17 protein-coding genes are annotated in these 19,929 nt (G+C 30.7%); all 17 read left to right on the top strand.

The window, feature by feature from the left end:
• Window positions 1-126 precede the first annotated feature (126 nt).
• The 17 genes from MUN68_RS08440 to MUN68_RS08520 all read left to right on the top strand — a co-directional run bounded on the left by MUN68_RS08440 (window position 127) and on the right by MUN68_RS08520 (window position 19,856).
• Window positions 127-666: a hypothetical protein gene (locus MUN68_RS08440; RefSeq protein WP_272792444.1), complete on the top strand. Its 540-nt coding sequence runs from the start codon at window positions 127-129 to the stop codon at window positions 664-666.
• A 155-nt stretch (window positions 667-821) separates the two neighbouring features.
• Window positions 822-1,472 carry an elongation factor Tu gene (locus MUN68_RS08445; protein WP_272792442.1) on the top strand — a complete coding sequence of 217 codons (651 nt, stop codon included), beginning with the start codon at window positions 822-824 and terminating at the stop codon, window positions 1,470-1,472.
• Between the two features lie 133 nt (window positions 1,473-1,605).
• Window positions 1,606-2,379 carry a DUF6438 domain-containing protein gene (locus MUN68_RS08450; protein ID WP_249997514.1) on the top strand — a complete coding sequence of 258 codons (774 nt, stop codon included), beginning with the start codon at window positions 1,606-1,608 and terminating at the stop codon, window positions 2,377-2,379.
• A 176-nt stretch (window positions 2,380-2,555) separates the two neighbouring features.
• Window positions 2,556-3,467: an alpha/beta hydrolase gene (locus MUN68_RS08455; RefSeq protein WP_249997512.1), complete on the top strand. Its 912-nt coding sequence runs from the start codon at window positions 2,556-2,558 to the stop codon at window positions 3,465-3,467.
• Between the two features lie 722 nt (window positions 3,468-4,189).
• Window positions 4,190-5,407, top strand: coding sequence for a POT-type proton-dependent oligopeptide transporter (locus MUN68_RS08460; protein ID WP_249997510.1), 1,218 nt, complete (start codon window positions 4,190-4,192; stop codon window positions 5,405-5,407).
• A gap of 1,912 nt (window positions 5,408-7,319) precedes the next feature.
• Complete coding sequence (locus tag MUN68_RS08465; RefSeq protein WP_249997522.1) at window positions 7,320-7,718, top strand: hypothetical protein; 399 nt, start codon at window positions 7,320-7,322, stop codon at window positions 7,716-7,718.
• Between the two features lie 758 nt (window positions 7,719-8,476).
• Complete coding sequence (locus MUN68_RS08470) at window positions 8,477-9,088, top strand: hypothetical protein (RefSeq protein WP_249997520.1); 612 nt, start codon at window positions 8,477-8,479, stop codon at window positions 9,086-9,088.
• Between the two features lie 167 nt (window positions 9,089-9,255).
• Window positions 9,256-9,762, top strand: coding sequence for a hypothetical protein (locus MUN68_RS08475; protein ID WP_249997518.1), 507 nt, complete (start codon window positions 9,256-9,258; stop codon window positions 9,760-9,762).
• Between the two features lie 729 nt (window positions 9,763-10,491).
• On the top strand, window positions 10,492-10,830 hold the full coding sequence (locus MUN68_RS08480) for a hypothetical protein (RefSeq protein ID WP_249997516.1): 339 nt from the start codon (window positions 10,492-10,494) through the stop codon (window positions 10,828-10,830).
• 183 nt (window positions 10,831-11,013) lie between these two features.
• Window positions 11,014-11,919, top strand: coding sequence for a hypothetical protein (locus MUN68_RS08485; RefSeq protein WP_272792355.1), 906 nt, complete (start codon window positions 11,014-11,016; stop codon window positions 11,917-11,919).
• Window positions 11,920-12,574: 655 nt separating this feature from the next.
• Window positions 12,575-13,243 (top strand): hypothetical protein, encoded by a 669-nt coding sequence (locus MUN68_RS08490; protein WP_249997459.1) that lies wholly within the window; start codon window positions 12,575-12,577, stop codon window positions 13,241-13,243.
• A 202-nt stretch (window positions 13,244-13,445) separates the two neighbouring features.
• Window positions 13,446-13,988 carry a hypothetical protein gene (locus tag MUN68_RS08495; RefSeq protein ID WP_249997461.1) on the top strand — a complete coding sequence of 181 codons (543 nt, stop codon included), beginning with the start codon at window positions 13,446-13,448 and terminating at the stop codon, window positions 13,986-13,988.
• 161 nt (window positions 13,989-14,149) lie between these two features.
• Entirely contained in the window at window positions 14,150-15,364 is a 1,215-nt protein-coding gene (locus MUN68_RS08500) for a hypothetical protein (protein ID WP_249997463.1), read from the top strand.
• A 175-nt stretch (window positions 15,365-15,539) separates the two neighbouring features.
• Window positions 15,540-15,980: a hypothetical protein gene (locus tag MUN68_RS08505; protein ID WP_272792446.1), complete on the top strand. Its 441-nt coding sequence runs from the start codon at window positions 15,540-15,542 to the stop codon at window positions 15,978-15,980.
• 196 nt (window positions 15,981-16,176) lie between these two features.
• Complete coding sequence (locus MUN68_RS08510; protein ID WP_249997466.1) at window positions 16,177-17,133, top strand: PD-(D/E)XK nuclease domain-containing protein; 957 nt, start codon at window positions 16,177-16,179, stop codon at window positions 17,131-17,133.
• 1,282 nt (window positions 17,134-18,415) lie between these two features.
• Entirely contained in the window at window positions 18,416-18,811 is a 396-nt protein-coding gene (locus tag MUN68_RS08515; protein ID WP_249997479.1) for a hypothetical protein, read from the top strand.
• 163 nt (window positions 18,812-18,974) lie between these two features.
• Window positions 18,975-19,856, top strand: a complete 882-nt coding sequence (locus MUN68_RS08520; RefSeq protein WP_249997481.1) for a hypothetical protein — start codon at window positions 18,975-18,977, stop codon at window positions 19,854-19,856.
• Window positions 19,857-19,929: the final 73 nt, after the last annotated feature.

A 19,929-nucleotide genomic window follows, 5' to 3' on the forward strand; every position in this document is an offset into this window, starting at 1 on the left:
TTAATTGCTAGGTTCTTCCATACTTGCGAAAATTCCTGCGGAATTTTCACGGGTTCGTTAAAGTTTGCTAACTTAGTTGCTTAACCACGCAACTAACCATACACAAAACCGTTGGCAAACATTTGAATGAAAATCGGAACTGATATTAAAAATTGGAAAGAATATTTGGAAAGAAAGTTTTCTGACCATTCAATTTTCTCAATTGATGACAAAACAAATGTCTTATCGAACGGAGTTTATACGATAACTGCAATAGGAAGTGAAACGGAAATTAATTTTATCTGGCCTAGTAATGATTGGCTGACAATAGACGATATACAATTTCACAATTCTAAAGTAAATAGCTGGTCTGGAGAATTATTAGGCGGAAACGGACCAAAACGTGGAAAATTCAATCAAGAAAATATTGATTATGTAGATCAGGTTCTAGAAACTCCTCTAAAAAAGGGCTGGACGACTATCGACTATTTCTTATTTGGGAAAATTTTCAAATCAGTTACTAAAGAAGGAATGAACCCAAAAAATGGGATGAAAATATTTACAGATTTTAACTTTGGTTGTATCGGAATAATATTATTTCCCATTACATTTCTTATCGATAATGGAATAAATATTGGTTTAATAGGAAAGAAAAAAACCAGTATTATAAAACCAATGGTGGAATAAAAACGATTTGCCAACACCGTGTATATTTAATTGCTAGTTCTAGCTTGCTTACGAATATTCCTGCGGAATATTCTATCTGTGTTTTATTTACTAAATTAGTTGCTAAATCACGCAACTAACCATACACAACACGTTACCTGCAAGCTGAAAACATTGTGAAACAAACTGACTTCATAGCTGAATTAGAATTTTTAACTACCGAACAAGGTGGACGAAATAATCCTGCACATTCTGGTTATCGTCCTCATATTGAATTTGACAATTATCCAGATTATTTAACTTCTGGACAACAGACATATATTGGACAAAAAACTGTAGAATTAGGAACAAAAGTAAAAGCAGAAATAGCCATTATTGGTACAGAATATTTTTCAAAGAGACTTTATAAAAATATGGAATTCAAGTTTTGCGAAGGAAGTCGGACTATTGGTTTCGGAAAAATAATTGAGATTATAAATGCTGATTTAAAATGCGAAGATGATATTGACCAAAAAACTATAAATCTGAATTTATATCCAACTGACATAAAAAATAGACTTAAATCTGATTATAGAAAAAACTACGGAGAAGCAATTTGGTGTATTCAAAAGGCATTAATCTCTAACAAAGATTTTCGGAGCAATAGAATTTTACGAGCATTAATATACACAGGAAATAAGGATATTGTTCATCTAAAAAAAATGATAGAACTCGCACGAACAGATTGGAGAGACCTACTTTTGAACGCTGAATATGAGCATCCCAATAAAAGAGTTAGGAATTTTGACAACGAATTCGGAAAAGAAAATATAAAAGCCAGCAGGTAACAACGTGTATAACTAATTGCTAGTCAGTGTTTACTCGGAAAATTCCTGCGGAATTTTCCACAGGTTCGGTTTCTTTTATTAACTTAGTTCCTGCCAACGCAACTAGCCATAACACAAACACGTTGGCAGTAATATGATGAAACACCTCGTAACAATATTCATTTTTCTATTTCTAAATTCAATATTTGGACAAGATTCTCTGAACGGAATTTGGATTGGCGAAAATTTGGAAAATGACACTTTAGTTTCTGTAGAATTTCGAACTTTTCAGGACAAATTTCAATATCAAATAAAAAACAATCAACTGATTTTAAAAAATACTTACGAAGTTTCGAGCGGAACTAGAGATAGTATTTATTTTGTTGCTGATTCTACATTATACTATTTTGATTATAAACTAATCAATAAAGATTCTTTACAACTCAATCTAAACAAAGTTATTGGAAGGAATTTATCCAGTCCTGAAAAACATTACAATTACAGTCGAAAATCATCACTCAAAAAGAATAATATTAATTTTCAATCTGTTTTCTTTAGAGGCACAACCTGTTTTGGCAGTTGTCCGAAAATGAAAATTGAAATAGATTCTTTAGGTAACGCAAAATTTAAAGGAGAAAAATACACAGAACCATTTACTGGTAATTATGAAGGCAAGCTGACATCAAAGCAACTTGAATCGCTTATCGAAATTCTAAACAGAAGTGAGCTTGACAGATTTCCAGAAAAATTACCTTTCCTAATAGATGCACCATCTTTTAAATTTATATTTAGGTACAATAATAAAGAAAGAAAAAGTGGAGGTTCGATGGTTAGATATTTTAATAGAGAGATACTTAGCTATCTATTGAGTATTTATAAAGAAATAGACTGGAAAAAAGTTGATTATGAAATTGAATTTAACGAATAAATACTACTGCCAACAACGTGTATAACCAATTGCTTGGTTCTAGCCTACTTGGAAATTCCTAACGGAATTTCCTCTTGTTCGTTTTCTTTTATTAACTTAGTTCTCGCCAACGCAACTAGCCATACACAAACACGTTGTGTAGAATTTGAAAAACTAACCAGAAATCAATAATAATTATGAGAAAAATCAGAACTATAATAATACTATTTGGACTAATTTTCATTAGTACCATTTCATTTGCCCAAGAAAAAATTGACTATTTAAGTTATTTTCCAAAAGTAGAATACAATGCTAAAGTTGCTGAAAGTAATACTTCAGACGATGATACTATTTTTGAAAAAATGGTCATAGACGGATTTGATTCTAGAGTTCCATTCTACGTTATTAAACCAAAAATTAATAAAACAAACAAGTTCGTTTTTCTACTTCACGGCCTAACTGGAAGTAAAGAAAATTGGGTTAATCCAACATCAAGCCTTTCTACAAAATATGTGAAATTAAAAGATTCACTAGTATCTATCGGCTATAACGTTATTATACCTGATGCTAAATATCACGGAGAAAGAAGTTATGAAGCCGACTTTGCATCTCCAGTTTCATTTTTCGCAACACAAGATTTACAAAAAATAGTCAACCTTTATTCAACTTCGGTTAAAGATGTCAGAGTAATAATGGACTATATGCAATCACTTGCGAAAGAGGAGCAGATTACTTTTGATGTAGTTGGGTATAGTATGGGTGGATTAATGGCTATTTATTTAAACTCGGTTGATAACAGATTGAACCGCATAGTCGCATGCGTAGCACCTTTGGGAAGTGCTCTTAAGGCAGGTATGAGTTTAGGGCTCAATGAGGAAAACGCAAAAAAGGTGGAGGAACGCTTTTCAAGTGAAATATATGCACCATTACAAAAAGCGCCTATTACTTTACTTATGGGAACAAAAGATAATTGGTATACTCAAAAGGAGGCACAGGATTTTTATGATAATATCGAGATTAAAGACAAAAAATTGAAATTCTACGAATCTGGACATTATTTACCTGAAGAATTTATTTCAGATGTGATTAAATCATTAAATAAAAAGTAAAAAAACTCTACACAACACCGTGTATAATTAATGGCTGGTTCTCGCCTACTTACGAAAATCCTCGCGGATTTTCTATTTGGTTTGTATTTGCTAAATTAGGTGCTTAAACACGCCACTAATCATACACAAGACCGTTGTATTTAATAATGCCAGCCTTTCTGATCTTCCCAGGTTTATTGCCATCATCAAAACTTGTAGATTAAGGTCAGTACTCTAAAAGCAGTACGGAATTGACTTTCGATAGATTTTTTTCCTTGTCAAGCTTTCGATTGAAATCGTATGAGAGTTTTACTCTCAAATACGAATGAATTCGCATAAAGCTTGCCTTAAGGTATAGAATATTTTCGACAAAGTCAAGTAATTACCCAAATACTTATCATTTAAAGTGCTGAATACTTTAATACGCAACAACTTTTAATGATCGCTTTTAAAATGACGATACCATATCCCGCGATATAGTACATAATTTGAAAACCATAAACCGGATTCAGAATCTGTTATGTAGCGTCTGTCATTCCTACGTAATTATGGAGATTCCCTATGGTCATTTCCAAATTACTAAAAACAACAGCGTGTATAATTAATTACTTGTTCCTCTTATATTTGGAATATTTATTACCATAAATAAAATGGTTAGTTTCTTTTTGCTAATTTAGTAATAACAAAACGTAACTAATCATACACGTCTACGTTGTAGGTAATTTACCAACCCAAGAAACTGAATGGAAAAAAATCGAAATCAGAAACACACAAAAGAAACTTTTTACTACGCAATATCAAGAATGCTTGAGAGAGGATCATATTATGGTTTAAGAATACTTATAATCTTACATATGACAGGAATAGTTCTAAAAATGGAAAGAACTGAAGCATTGAGTATAATGGGCTGGTTTACAGGCTCTATAGTTGTTTCACAAATATTAGGAGCTCTACTTGGTGATTTGATTATTGGGAATAAAAAAGCTATAATTTTTGGTGGTATTATTCAAGCATTTGGAGCATTTACTCTTTGTATTACTTCAACTACTGGAATTTATATTGGTTTGTTTCTTGTAGTTTTAGGTAGTGGTTTTTATACACCAAATATTATCTCAAATTTTGGAAAGTTATATTTAAATAAAACTAAGTTATTAGATTCAGGATTCACTATATTTTATTTAGCAATAAATTTAGGTTCATTTCTTGGCATGTCATTAATTGGATATTTTGGAGAAGAATATGGTTACAATATTGGATTCATAATATCAGGTATATTAATGCTTATCTCAATAATTCCAATACTCATATCTAAAGATAAAATTGAAGATAAAAAATTCAAGAATGAATTTCCAATGGGTAAAAGAATTTTAAATATTTCCCTTGCATTCATTGTTGTAGGTTTATTTTGGGGAATTTACCAAATCTCATATATTCGGATTTCTGATTTACAATTTGAATTCAGCGAAATTTCATCCTTAAATATTCCGAAACATTTATGGCAAACTATTAATTCTACTCTTATTTTACCAATTAGTATAATCGCTATTATAGTTTGGACATTTTTCTATAGTACACAATTTTTTAAATTGATGATTGGTTTTATTTTTGGAGCAATTTCATATGGAATTATATATCTAATTCCAGGAGTCCCAACCGAAAAACATACAATTTTATATATTATAGCATTATTATTTCTTGGCATTGCGGAAATCCATATTGCTCCAATAATTCATTCTATATTAACAAAGTATTCTAACCCAAAATATCTTGCTATTTTAATTAGTTTGGCATTTATTCCAACAAGACTATTTGGATTTATATTTGGCTTATTTAATGATAGGTTTTATGACAATCCAACTTTAGGAATAAAACTTGGTATTATTGCAATGGTTATTATTAGCGTTGGACTTATTGTTTATGTATTCTGGGAAAAGAAAAACTACCTACAACAACGTGTATAACCAATTGCTTGGTTATAGTTTACTCGGAAAATCCTGCGGATTTTCCTATTGGTTCGGTTTCTTTTGCTAACTTAGTTCTCGCCAACGCAACAAGCCATACACAAACACGTTAACAACAATAGTGCAAAAATTCAACAGTACTACTCTATTTGAACTATTGTTATTAATACAAAAATCTCAAATTTCTCATTTAAGATTTTCGCTTTATCATTTTTTGGAGAACTAAACGCTTTTATGGTCTGGTTTTATTTATTAAGTTATTGCAAGGAAAATCCCATAAAAATTGATCACTTAAATGGCAAACAATTTATTTTTAGAATAATATGTTTTATCATTTAAAATTGTTTTTTCGTAAGTCAGCCGAATTATCGATAGCGTTCTGTATCGTTCTAAAATCCAAAAAAGGTGTTCGTTATTATTCCTGTGGTGCAACCTAAATGCTATTATGGACTTTTCTCTTTTTCCAAATCAACGGTTTCTTGGGAGTATCAGCTAATGTTAGTTATAGCATTCTCTTTCGGTTGCTGTGAAGTATATAGCTAGTTCAGTGATTCACCAATGACTTGTTCTGCACTACAGTTGCTAACAACGTGTATAACTAATAGCTTGTTCTGTGTGTACTCGGAAAATCCTGCGGATTTCCCTCTGGTTCGTTTTAGTTTAGTAACTTAGTGCCAGCCAACGCTACTAGCCATCACACGAACACGTTAACAACAATAGTGCAAAAATTCAACAGCACTACTCTATTTGAACTATTGTTTTAAATACAAAAATCTCTAATTTCTCATTTAAGATTTTCGCTTTATCATTTTTTGGAGAACTAAACGCTTTTTGGTTTGTTTTTGTTTATTAAGTTATAGCTAGAAAACTCTCAAGATAATTTCTTACTTCAATGGTAAACAGTTTCTTTTTAAGATAATATCTTCGATCATTTAAAATTGTTTTTTTGTAAGTCAGTCGAATTATCGCTTGCGTTCTGTATCGTTCTAAAATCCAAAAAAGGTGTTCGTTATTATTCCTGTGGTACAACCTAAATGCTATTATGGACGTTTCACTTTTGCCAAATCAACGGTTTCTTGGGAGTATCAGCTAATGTTACTTATAGCATTCTCTTTCGGTTGCTGTGAAGTATATAGCTAGTTCTGTGATTTACCAATGACTTGTGCTGCACTACAGTTGCTAACAACGTGTATAATTAATTACTGCGGAATTTCCAATCGGAAATTCACAATAATTAATTAACTTAGCTGCTAATCGGAAAATGACTTACGCCATTTTCCGTAACTAATCATACACAAAACCGTTAGCAATAACAGCTCCAAATCCTACTTCCAAAAGGTAAATATTTCTAAAAATCATAATTTTTTATCAATTAAACTTTTTGTTGAATTACTCAAACTTGGAAACTCACTCAGACAAACATCTGTTTTAAGCTAATTGCATAGTTATTTAATAACATGTTATACTTAAGGTTATCTTCGTGTTTACTCCATGTTTACTCCGTGTTTACTCCGTATATAGTCCGTGTCAAGTCGTGTGAGTTCGTGTAAAAAACTAGAAAACAGATTAATTCTTGTGTTTTAAAGGTTAATTGGAGATGTGATTTATTTCAAAAAGGTTCACTCCTACCTCTATAATTGATTAACTCAGACGTAGAAATCTTAAATTGAAAGATCTAAACTTAAAAAGGAAATGATGCAGATTACGGCATATCTCTTAAGCGACGAAACGGCTTACTTATATGTGTCACTGCAATTGCTAACAACGTGTATAACCAATTGCTTAGTTTGTGTGTACTCGGAAATTCCTAGCGGAATTTCCTATTGGTTCGGTTTCTTTTGCTAACTTAGTTCTCGCCAACGCAACAAGCCATACACAAAACCGTTGCCAATAAGCTGAAAATCACTCATAATTGAAAAAAGAAATCTTAACTTTATTATTAATTTTTTATTTTTCAAGTGTTTTTGGACAAAATTCTGACCGAACTTATTTAAAACACAACCATAATTACAGTACAACTTACTCATATGAAATTTCGGAAATAACAATTCATTCTGACTCAACTTTCACTTGGAAAAGTTGGAAAGTGAATAATAAAAAGAAATGGAAAACCTATCAGAAATATAAGCCTGAAGTTAGTAATGGAAAAATCACTCAAAATGGTGAATTTTATACTCTGACTGAATATAGAAATGGAAACAAAACGAATTTCAATTGGACTGTTAAAATCTCTAACAAACGGTTAAGTTTTTACCATCCTAGCAGAAATGGAAAAATAAAGAAGATAACTAAATATAAGCGTATTGAATAAAAGGTAAAGCCAATTGGCAACAACGTGTATAACCAATTGCTTAGTCTGTGTGTACTCGGAAAATCCTATCGGATTTTCCTAATGGTTCGGTTTATTTTTGCTAACTTAGTTCTCGCCAACGCAACCAGCCATACACAAAACCGTTAACAACAATAGTGCAAAATTCAACAGCACTACTCTATTTGAACTATTGTTATTAATACAAAAATCTCAAATTTCTCATTTAAGATTTACGCTTTATCATTTTTTGGAGAACTAAACGCTTTTATGGTCTGGTTTTATTTATTAAGTTATTGCAAGGAAACTCTCAAGAAAATTGATTACTTAAATGGCAAACAATTTATTTTTAGAATAATATGTTTTATCATTTAAAATTGTTTTTTCGCAAGTCAGCCGAATTATCGATAGCGTTCTGTATCGTTCTAAAATCCAAAAAAGGTGTCCTTCTTTTTATAAAGTGTGTAACCTAAATGCTAGAATGATAATTACTTCTTATTTTAATTTTTGAATATTAAGCTTATCTAAAAAGCTTTGAGCTAGCATTCTGTTTCGGTTACACTAAGGTTTATAGCTAAATGCTGTGATTTACCAATGGCTTGTGCTGCAATACAGTTGCTAACAACGTGTATAATTAATTACTGCGGAATTTCCAATCGGAAATTCACAATAATTAATTATATTAGCTACTAATCGGAAAATGACTTACGTCCTTTTCCGTAACTAATCATACACAAAGCCGTTGGCATAAATTTGTGAAAATGAGAAAACTATTAATATTTTTTATAATTTTTAGTCTTTATTCTTGTTCGAATGATGACGATGGAACAGAAAGTTCTCTACCTGCAATAACTACAGAAGGAAAAAACACCTTTGGCTGTAAAATTGACGGAGAAACGTTTCTACCAAGGAATAATGGTGGATTCAGTGCTGGATACACGACTGTTTTAAGAGCACAGTATAGATATTATGAATACGAATACTATGGATTAGAACCAGGATATCATTTAGCAATTAGAGCAAGTAATTCTCTTACTGATAAAAATGTTAGTATAGAATTGGCAGCATCAGATGAACCAATTGTTACTGGGCAAACATATCCAATTGTTTTAAAAACTGATGGTTCAATATCTGCAGAATACGGTTTTTCAACAAACACACAAGACCCAAACAATCCTAATATTTACTATTATAATTCATTTAATCATATTACGACAGACGAATTTAATGGAGAGATAACTTTCAATCTTGTTGACGAAGAAAACCAAATAATTTCTGGTGTGTTTTATTTTACTTGTATAAACCCAGAAACAGATGAAATAGTGGAAGTTCTTGACGGTCGATTTGATATTGAATATGACAACTGGTTCTAAAAAAACTTATGCCAACACCGTGTATAATTAATTGCTTTGGCAATTGCCTACTTGGAAAATTCCTTCGGAATTTTCTCGCGTTCGTTTTTGTTTACTAAATTAGTTGCTGAAACACGCAACTAACCATACACAAGACCGTTACCCAACATTAGACCAAAATACTATAAATGAAAAATGATAAACTGAAAGAGAAAGAGTGGTCTAAATCTTTAAACGAAATTGTTCAGTCAGAAAAAGATCAAGATATTAAATTACCTGTTTTGTTGTTAGATAATAATATAGAATGGGAATTTGAAGTCTTCTCAAATCTCGAAAGTCTTATTAATCATTCAATTTTTTCTCATTGGAGTGGAATCACACCAATAGATTCTAAATTAGATGCAATTGTAATAGATTCTAAAGGTTTAGTGTTTAAAATTGAAAATGATTGTTATAATAAAAAATTGAAAATCGGATATTCTTATCCTAAAAGATTCGTTGGTGAAATCTCTATTTCAGATTTAAAGAAAAAAATATCGAAAGGCTATAAAGAATATATAGAGGTTTTTGAACCTGATTTCAAGAACTTAATAGTATCTGGAATGGAATTAATCAATAGTTCAAGTACCTTTTATGAAATTATTTGTCTAGTAGAAAACGAATTGAATTTAGAAAAATTAAAAAACGTTGGGTAACAACGTGTATAATTCATTGCTAGTGATAGCCTACGTGGAAAATCCTGCGGATTGTCCACTGGTTTGGTTCATTTTTACTAATTTAGTTGCTTAACACGCAACGAAATCATACACAAACACGTTGTATTTAATAATGCCAGCCTTTCTGATCTTCCCAGGTTTATTGCCATCATCAAAACTTGTAGATTAAGGTCAGTACTCTAAAAGCAGTACGGAATTGACTTTCGATAGATTTTTTTCCTTGTCAAGCTTTCGATTGAAATCGTATGAGAGTTTTACTCTCAAATACGAATGAATTCGCATAAAGCTTGCCTTAAGGTATAGAATATTTTCGACAAAGTCAAGTAATTACCCAAATACTTATCATTTAAAGTGCTGAATACTTTAATACGCAACAACTTTTAATGATCGCTTTTAAAATGACGATACCATATCCCGCGATATAGTACATAATTTGAAAACCATAAACCGGATTCAGAATCTGTTATGTAGCGTCTGTCATTCCTACGTAATTATGGAGATTCCCTATGGTCATTTCCAAATTACTAAAAACAACAGCGTGTATAATTAATTACTTGTTCCTCTTATATTTGGAATATTTATTACCATAAATAAAATGGTTAGTTTCTTTTTGCTAATTTAGTAATAACAAAACGTAACTAATCATACACGTCTACGTTGGCAGTAAGTTCACTTACTCAAACTCAATAAAATAAAACTGAATACAGTATGAATTTAGTAACCTATTGTAAATCTTGTAAAAAGGATATTAAAATAAAATCAAACGCTTCTACTCGACCTGATTTACAAATGGAAAAAGGAGATGAATTTAATGTGAATTGTCAAAATTGTGGAAAATTGGAAAAGAAACACGTGAATGACATAAAAGCTGAAGTAAATAATACAATTATTCTTGTTGGAATTGGAATTGGACTTGTAGCAACAATCTTTTTATGGTTTTTTTATGGAGCAATTGGAACTGTAAGCGCAATAATTCCTATTGTATTTTGGCAACAACAAATGAGTTCAACTAAATCTTTTAATTCATATATGATTAGAAGAAAATAAAAAATTAATGGTTTACTCAGATGAAATGGGAAAACCAACAGCCAACAACGTGTATAACCAATTGCTTAGTTATAGCCTACTTGGAAATTCCTAACGGAATTTCCTCTGGTTAGGTTTCTTTTGTTAACTTAGTTCCTGCCAACGCAACTAGCCATACACAAAACCGTTGGCAATAATATTGAAATGACCAGAGAAATTACAATAATCTTCTTATTTATATTCTTTATTTCTTGTTCAAATGAAAAAGTTGGAACTGATACTTTCTACCTTTCTAATTCTATTGACAAAACGAACTTTATTCCGAGTCCTCAAAACTCTCGAATTTTTAATGTAAAAATTAACGATAGTGCTTATCTAAAATTACCTGACACAGACGAATATGACTGGACAATAAAAGATGCATATAGGATAAATGATAATTGGATAAACAACGATACTATCTATGTAGAAAAATTTCACAATCATTATAACCAGCGAAATGGCAAAAGAGATTTAAGCATATTGAAACTCAAAAAATCTCTGAATTACAAAGTTTACGATTCTATTGGATTTGATTCTATTAATGTTAACAGAGCCTTTTTAAGTCCTGATAAAACTCAAATACTGACTTTAGAAAACCGTGACAAAAAGACTGTCATTAGAATATTTGAGAACAAACAGTTAAAATCAATAACTGATTTGAAAAAAAAATTTATAATTGAGCAACAATGTTGGTCTGATTTGAAAAATGAAATAGTATTAAGCAATGAGGAAAATGAAATTTACACTTATAATCTGACTGACTTCAAATTAAATAAATTAAACGCAAAAGGCAATAAACCTATTTGGTTAAATGGGACAGACTTAATTGCTTGCATAAATGACAACAAGGTAAACATTTACTCTTTGAGCGCTGAAGAATCAATATTTATTATTAAACCAAAAAATAAGCTTTTTTATACAGAGAAAATTGAAGATTATTATTGGTTTGAGAAGGAACAAAAATTATTACTTCGAATAAGATACACCTTAATGGAAGAATATTTTTACTTCGATGAATATTATTATGAATTAAATAAAAATACTATTGCCAACAACGTGTATAACTAATTGCTGGTTCTGTGCGTACTCGGAAAATCCTACGGATTTTCCTAATGGTTAGTTTCTTTTTTGCTATCTTAGTTCTCGCCAACGCAACTAGCCATACACAAACACGTTGGTAACAATAGCTCCGAAATTGTAACTCCAAGTTATACAGTCTTACTATAATTACAACTTCGGAACTATTGCCACTCTTACTCTTAAAGTTGAAAGCTTACTCAAACTCTAAAACTCATTGTGGCGAAAAAAAGCCTGGTTTTCTTTTCGCGATTTATTTTTGAGGTTAAGACACATTCACTAAAAAACTATTCTGAGAAAATTTTTATTTGAGTTTGAGAAAGCTTGCGGAAATAATCACTCAAACGTAAAAAGATGAACACTCAAATTCTTTATTTTAAAGAGGAGCTTTAATCTAATTTTGTACAATTTTATTTTATTAGAAAAATCTATCATACATGTATGAAAATTCACTCCTGCTCCAACACTCTAATCTGAATGTGATTACTCAGATGTGTCGCTACAGTTGCCAACAACGTGTATAACCCAATTGCTCTGTTTCTGCATACTCGGAAATTCCTATCGGAATTTCCTATTGGTTCGGTTTCTTTTGTTAACTTAGTTCTCGCCAACGCAACAAGCCATACACAAAACCGTTACAACACATATGAATCAAAAACTCCAAAACATTGATATATCTGATTTGAATCTACTCAAAAATGATATCAATAATGGAGCGCGATTTATTATGTTCAATTATAGAATTGGTCTAGGGTTGGTTTCTTTGTTAAGGTTCTCTCCTGCTATCTTTATTAAAAGAGAAAATGAAATCCCTAATTTTAGAAAAAAATATAACAGAATAAACTTGATTTTTGGGCCTTGGTTTTTATTTAAGGGTCCTTTTCTAACTTATAATGCTTACAAAATCAATAAAAATGGTGGAATTGATATTACCAAAGATATAATGGTCAATTTAACTCAAGAATCTCTTTTAAAAAAAGAAGTAGAAATAAATAAAGTTCACAACATTTTTTCAAAAGTAAGTTCATCGAATAAAAAAATTATAATTAAAGCAATTAAGAGAACCAACCTCAATCTTGTACCATTGAATAGGGTTTACTTAGGTTTATTTATAAATGTTGGAGAATATGAAGAACCATATTTTGTAATCGGAATTATGCTCAGAAATGACTCAGAATTAGATACTGAACATATAGAATTAAATTTAAGAAAATATTTCTACAAGCATGTAGATTTCGAAATAATCAATTTAGATTGCCACTCCGAATTTGGTAAAAAATTAATTGAACAAGGCGAATTAATACATGGAATCTAGAATACGTGTTGTAACAACGTGTATAATCAATTGCTGTGGTCGTTGCTTACTCGGAAAATTCCTGCGGAATTTTCTACAGGCTAGTTTTCTTTTATTAACTTAGTTCTCGCCAACGCAACCAACCATACACGAACACGTTGGCAAACATTTTGACGCAACCTTTGCAAAAAAACTACATCTATTATATATTAATAGAATAATAATGATAAAGAAACTCATATTAATATTTTCACTAATTACATTTATTAGTTGTGAAATAGCACCTGTCGATTTATCTGACGAAAACTATAAGTTTGATGGTAATGGCGGAATTAAATGTAGAGTAAATGGAAAATTAATAAAACCCAAAGCAGCTCTCAACGGAACTGGTCTCGCTGCGAGCTTGGTGTATGGATTTTCCGATAATCAACCATATATAAGTCTGAGCTTTTTAAATGATGGAGAATCTCCTAATTTTATATCAAGATCAATTAAAATAGTAATTGTTGATATTAACTTAGAATCAAATCAAGTAGGAAATATTTATATTCTTGGGAATGAATTTGATTCTAATTATGGAAAGTACAAAATAAATTCTCCAGATTATAACTTCACAACAAATATAGATTTTACAGGTCAGTTAGAAATTGTTTTTCATGATATAGAAAATAGAATATTAGGAGGTTCTTTTAGTTATGATGCTGTGAATTCAGATGGAGAAGTTGTTAGAATTAAAGGTGGTGAATTTGATATGACATATTATTAAAAAACGATTTGCCAACAACGTGTATAACCAATTGCTCAGTCTGTGTGTACTCGGAAAATCCTAGCGGATTTTCCTATTGGTTCGGTTTATTTTGCTAACTTAGTTCCTGCCAACGCAACAAGCCATACACAAACACGTTAGGCATAATTTAAAATCAAAATTTGAAATCCTATTTAAACTTTAAGAGAGAGATAACGGAATTGCAATATTTTCATATATCAACAATTTACGCTTTTGACGAAACAGAAAACTTACTCCACTTTTGGAGAAGGCATAGACTAAAGTTCGATGAAGAAACAAGTCTAAATCATATAGTATCACAACCCACTAACTTTGGAACAAAAAAAAGCAGAAAAATTAAACGACGAAAAAATCTTAACGAAATTATTTTCGTTAGACTAATTTCTGCTTTAGAAGTCTTCTTAGTCGATTTAGTTCGCGATGCTTTTTTAGAAACTAAAGAACCCTTCAAGAAGCAAGATCTAATGTTTCAACTTTCTCAAGCAGAGATACTGTCGATTAAATCAACTGCGAATTTTTTTAATAAAGTAATCAATAAAGAATGTAGAAAATTATCAAGTAGCGGATTTAGTGAAATAATTAAATATTACAAAAAACACTTTTATATCGAAATGGGTAGTTTCTCACCTGGAAGAAGTAAAATGGAGGAATATCATGAAAGAAGACATCTTCTTGTTCATCGATTAGGCCGCACAGATAGTCAGTACAGAAAAAAATATAATACTAATAAACTTTCAATTTCAATATCTGATGAGTATTTAAATGAGTGTATTGATGATTTGAGTTCATTCTGTAACATGGTTCATAACCAAATGAAATATCAACTGAAAAATGAATTTACTGTTAAATCACAAAAAACAAAATCAACTGATAGAACATTAACCCTAAATGTAGAATTTGAAAATGACATGAATGGCATGAGTTATTTTCAGCCTGATTATGAATTCTGGTCACAAGATGAGTTTTCTGTTTTCTCCGATATTTTAGATAGTAGAACTGCAATTGATGCAAATACCATTGAATTTATAATATCTGGATCATTTGCCCAAATAAGAAGCTATACTAGAATTATAAATCGTTCTCAGAAAAAAGAAAAATTTGTTGTTAAAATCATTCAAGAAAAAAATAAAAGTCAAGAAAAGCAATTTGCTTCTAGGATATTGGATGACGAAATTTTATCTGAAATAGAAAAGAAACTTCCAGAACAACCATGGATAACAGGTATTCATAAAATTATAGCTAGGGAACTCGAAGTATCCAATAAATTAGTTTCTACTGGAATTCAACAGTTAATCGCTAAAGGTGTTTTTAAACAACAAATTAACGGAATATTAGTAATAGACGAAGAAGAATAAAACTATGCCTAACAACGTGTATAACCAATTGCTAGTTTGTGTGTACTCGGAAAATCCTGCGGATTTTCCTACTGGTTCGGTTTCTTTTGTTAACTTAGTTCTTGCCAACGCAACAAGCCATACACAAACACGTTGTGCGTCAGCTGACCAACGAACAGAACATAAAATTAAAAACATGAATACGAGGAATTTTGTACTGATTTGTTTTCTGATTTTAATTGCCTTTAATTCATATGGGCAAATAGAACAAGACAGTATAAGCGCAGTACAAAAAGTAGAAAAGCAAGTTGAAAAACAAACTGAAATTCAACAATTGAAAGTTCCTATTTACAAATTATTTCCAACTACAAACTATTGGACTTTTATTAAATTGGACACACGAAATGGAAAAATGTGGCAAGTACATTTCACTATATCAGAAGAAGGTTATGAAGGCGAGCTAATTTTAAATTCAAGTTCACTTATTTGGGATGACAAAGAAATAAACGGAAGGTTTACTCTTTATCCAACTAAAAATAACTTCAATTTTATTCTACTTGACCAGTTAAACGGAACAACATATCAAGTACAATGGAATAATGATGAAAATAAACGATTCGTAAGTCGCATATATTAGATTGGAATTATTAAAATATTAAAAAAGCCGAACGCACAACACCGTGTATAATTAATTGCTTTGGTCGTTGCTTATTTGGAAAATTCCGAAGGAATTTTCTTGCGTTCGTTTTTGTTTACTAAATTAGTTGCTTAAACACGCAACTAACCATACACAACAACGTTACCTGTAATACGAAAAAACATCAGTATTTTAAATGAAAGACAGAGAATTAATCAAACTTTATGAAGAATCATACAAGGTTCAATATGACGATTTATTTGAGTCTTTAGATAAAATTTACATTAACGCTGTTGACAAACAATACGCTACAAAATTTCAATTAGGAATAATCAATCTTGTTGGTGGTCTTATGGTTAATAGTGAATTAGATAAAAAGATTATCGATTTGTTTGACCATTCAATGAAACTTGGAGGAAATATAATTGATGTAATTAATGCAATTCCACAAACAGCAAATTTTCATAAACAAGAAGAAGAGTTAAAAACAAAAAACACTGAAAACGAAGTAACAATTGTCTGGAAAAAAATTCTTGGAATACCATACAAAATCGAACGAATAAATGCAGTTATTCAAGGAACTATAAGTTCAAATTTTGAAAATTTAACAGAGAAAAGTGAGATTGCAGAATATCTTGGAAAACAAAGAGCAATAGTTGACCTTCGTAATCAAATAAAAGTAAAATTTATTGAAAATGGTGGATTAAAGGAACTTGACGAAAAAAACGGAGAAGATATTTTACCTGTAAAATTTCAAACTTTAAATAATTTAAAAGAGTGTCTAATTAAAAATGACTTGGCTGAATTTTTCAAAATCTTACAAGGTGTATTTGCTTCTCTTTCATACGATATGAAAATAACAGAAGGATACTTTCATAGTCATATCCATTTTCTATTGACTTTACTTGATTTCGATATTCATTCCGAAGTAGAAACTAATAAAGGTAGAATTGATTCAGTTATTGAAACTAAAAATTACATTCATATTATTGAATTTAAACAAAATGATTCAGAAATCGCTTTAGAGCAAATATTAGAAAAAGAATACTATCAAAAATATTTCTCAAAGAATAAAATATTGATATTAGTAGGAGTTGCAGTAGATAAAAAACAACGGAATATAATAGATTGGAAAATGAAATCACACGCATAAGTACTACAGGTAACAACGTGTATAATTCATTGCTAGTTCTAGCCTACTTACGAAAGTCCTCGCGGACTTTCTATCTGTGATTTATTTGCTAACTTTAGTGCTTAAACACGCAACGAAATCATACACAAAACCGTTGGTAACAATAGCTCCGAAATTGTAACTCCAAGTGATACAGTCTTATTATAATTACAACTTCGGAACTATTGCCACTATTACTCTTAAAGTTGAAAGCTTACTCAAAATCTAAAACTCATTGTGGCGAAAAAAAGTCTAGTTTTCTTTTCGCGATTTTTTTTTTGAGGTTAAGATACATTCACTAAAAAACTATTCTGAGAAAATTTTTATTTGAGTTTGAGAAAGTTTGCGGAAATAATCACTCAAACGTAAAAAGATGATCACTCAAATTCTTTATTTTTCGAGAGGAGCTTTAATCAAATTTGGTACAATTTTCTTTTATTAGAAAAATCTATCATACATGTATGAAAACTCACTCCTGCTCCAACACTCTAATCTGAATGTAATTACTCAAATGTGTCACTACAGTTGCCAACAACGTGTATAACCAATTGCTTGGTTTATGTGTACTCGGAAATTCCTATCGGAATTTCCTATTGGTTCGGTTTCTTTTGCTAACTTAGTCCTTGCCAACGCAACAAGCCATACACAAAACCGTTAGCAATAACAGCTCCAAATCCTACTTCCAAAAGGTAAATATTTCTAAAAATCATAATTTTTTATCAATTAATCTTTTTGTTGAATTACTCAAACTTCGAAACTCACTCAGACAAACATCTGTTTTAAGCTAATTGCATAGTTATTTAATAACATGTTATACTTAAGGTTATCTTCGTGTTTACTCCATGTTTACTCCATGTTTACTCCGTGTTTACTCCGTATATAGTCCGTGTCAAGTCGTGTGAGTTCGTGTAAAAAACTAGAAAACAGGTTAATTCTTGTGTTTTAAAGGTAAATTGGAGATGTGATTTATTTCAAAAAGGTTCACTCCTACCTCTATAATTGATTAACTCAGACGTAGAAATCTTAAATTGAAAGATCTAAACTTAAAAAGGAAATGATGCAGAATACGGCATATCTCTTAAGCGACGAAACGGCTTACTTATATGTGTCACTGCAATTGCTAACAACGTGTATAACCAATTGCTTAGTTTGTGTGTACTCGGAAATTCCTAGCGGAATTTCCTATTGGTTCGGTTTCTTTTGCTAACTTAGTTCTCGCCAACGCAACAAGCCATACACAAAACCGTTACCTGCAAGCTAAAAAATGGAAACCGAACAAAAAGATTATAATAAATCATTCAATTCTAAATTTTGTGTTCATTTAGAATATGCCATTTCAAGAGAATTTCAGTATTCAGCAGATAAAGAATTAAAACACTTTTGGTGTGATGGAGTAAGTTCCGAACCGTTAATTGGATTTGAGAACAATAAGGAATATTTGGATTATAAAAACATAAGTAAAACTAAGTTTATAGAAACTATTGCCTGGACTGGTCAAACTGGACAAACGATTTATAATTTAACAATAAATTTAGGAAAACAGTCTTTAAAAGAATATAAAGATGGATTGAGTTTGATAGATTGTATTCCTGAAGAAAACACTAGAGATTGGATTGATATTGATGTTGAAAATAAAACAATGGAAATAAAACTGAATTAAAAGCCAGCAGGTAACAACGTGTATAATTAATTACTGCCGAATTTCCCAAACGGAAATTCACAATAATTAATTAACTTAGCTACTAATCGGAAAATGACTTACGCCCTTTTCCGTAACTAATCATACACAAAACCGTTAGGCAACATTAAAACCAAATCAACGAATGAAAAGAACAATATTTTTATTATTAGCAATTCTACCAATTTTAACTTTCGGACAAAGCGAATTTTGCGATAAAAGTTTCGGAGAAAGCTATTTTCCACTTGAAATCGGATTTGAAAAACATATTACTTGGGGAAATGCATTTTATGTGGAAAGGGTAACTGAAAAAAAAGAAATTGACGGAAAAGAATATTTCAAATATGAGCAAGATTTTAGAAATGGAACTGTATATGACCTGTTGCTGAGAAACCAAAATGACACAATTTTTATGTATAACGAGGTCAAGAAAAAAGATCAGATACTTTTAATTGCAAAACCTCAAAAAGGGATTAAATGGGAGACTGGAAAAGTTGCCGAAATTGATGGAAGTTTTGAATCGCCTTATTGTAACTATGAAAACCTAATTGTTGTTGAAAATAAATACTCAAATGGTACTAAAGAAAAACGTTACTACAAAAGAGGATTGGGACTTGTGGCTATAACAAGCAAAAAAGGAATTAAAGGAATTTGCTTACCAAACAAAGAAGAAGCTGAATCACTTGTTCAACCATTATCATACGTGGGTTGTGAAAATGAAGCAGATAAGGATAAAATAACTGAATGTACAATGAAATCTATTCATTCCTATGTTATTGACAAATTAAAAACTACAAATATAAAACCGCCAAAAGAAGACGGAATCCTAAAATACAAAGTAAGCATTGCGAAAAGTGGATATGTTTCTAACGTGGAAACCTTGAACTCAATTCCAGGTGGAAATCAAGCGAGAAAAGAAATTAAAAAAATAATAGAATCACTACCTAAATTTATTCCTACCAAAACTGCTGACAAAAAAGCTGTTGGAACAAATATTGAATTGTCGATTCCGATTAAAACAAAATAACGTTGCCTAACACCGTGTATAATTCATTGTTCGGTTCGTGTGTACTCGGAAAATTCCTGCGGAATTTTCCTAT

The organism is Psychroserpens ponticola (assembly GCF_023556315.2).
GTDB lineage: Bacteria > Bacteroidota > Bacteroidia > Flavobacteriales > Flavobacteriaceae > Psychroserpens > Psychroserpens ponticola.

Bases quoted from the DNA above. Each gene is read 5' to 3' on its own strand.
- MUN68_RS08440 (WP_272792444.1), top strand. From the start codon at position 127: ATGAAAATCGGAACTGATATTAAAAATTGGAAAGAATATTTGGAAAGA.
- MUN68_RS08450 (WP_249997514.1), top strand. From the start codon at position 1,606: ATGATGAAACACCTCGTAACAATATTCATTTTTCTATTTCTAAATTCA.
- MUN68_RS08455 (WP_249997512.1), top strand. From the start codon at position 2,556: ATGAGAAAAATCAGAACTATAATAATACTATTTGGACTAATTTTCATT.
- MUN68_RS08460 (WP_249997510.1), top strand. From the start codon at position 4,190: ATGGAAAAAAATCGAAATCAGAAACACACAAAAGAAACTTTTTACTAC.
- MUN68_RS08470 (WP_249997520.1), top strand. From the start codon at position 8,477: ATGAGAAAACTATTAATATTTTTTATAATTTTTAGTCTTTATTCTTGT.
- MUN68_RS08475 (WP_249997518.1), top strand. From the start codon at position 9,256: ATGAAAAATGATAAACTGAAAGAGAAAGAGTGGTCTAAATCTTTAAAC.
- MUN68_RS08480 (WP_249997516.1), top strand. From the start codon at position 10,492: ATGAATTTAGTAACCTATTGTAAATCTTGTAAAAAGGATATTAAAATA.
- MUN68_RS08485 (WP_272792355.1), top strand. From the start codon at position 11,014: ATGACCAGAGAAATTACAATAATCTTCTTATTTATATTCTTTATTTCT.
- MUN68_RS08490 (WP_249997459.1), top strand. From the start codon at position 12,575: ATGAATCAAAAACTCCAAAACATTGATATATCTGATTTGAATCTACTC.
- MUN68_RS08495 (WP_249997461.1), top strand. From the start codon at position 13,446: ATGATAAAGAAACTCATATTAATATTTTCACTAATTACATTTATTAGT.
- MUN68_RS08505 (WP_272792446.1), top strand. From the start codon at position 15,540: ATGAATACGAGGAATTTTGTACTGATTTGTTTTCTGATTTTAATTGCC.
- MUN68_RS08510 (WP_249997466.1), top strand. From the start codon at position 16,177: ATGAAAGACAGAGAATTAATCAAACTTTATGAAGAATCATACAAGGTT.
- MUN68_RS08515 (WP_249997479.1), top strand. From the start codon at position 18,416: ATGGAAACCGAACAAAAAGATTATAATAAATCATTCAATTCTAAATTT.
- MUN68_RS08520 (WP_249997481.1), top strand. From the start codon at position 18,975: ATGAAAAGAACAATATTTTTATTATTAGCAATTCTACCAATTTTAACT.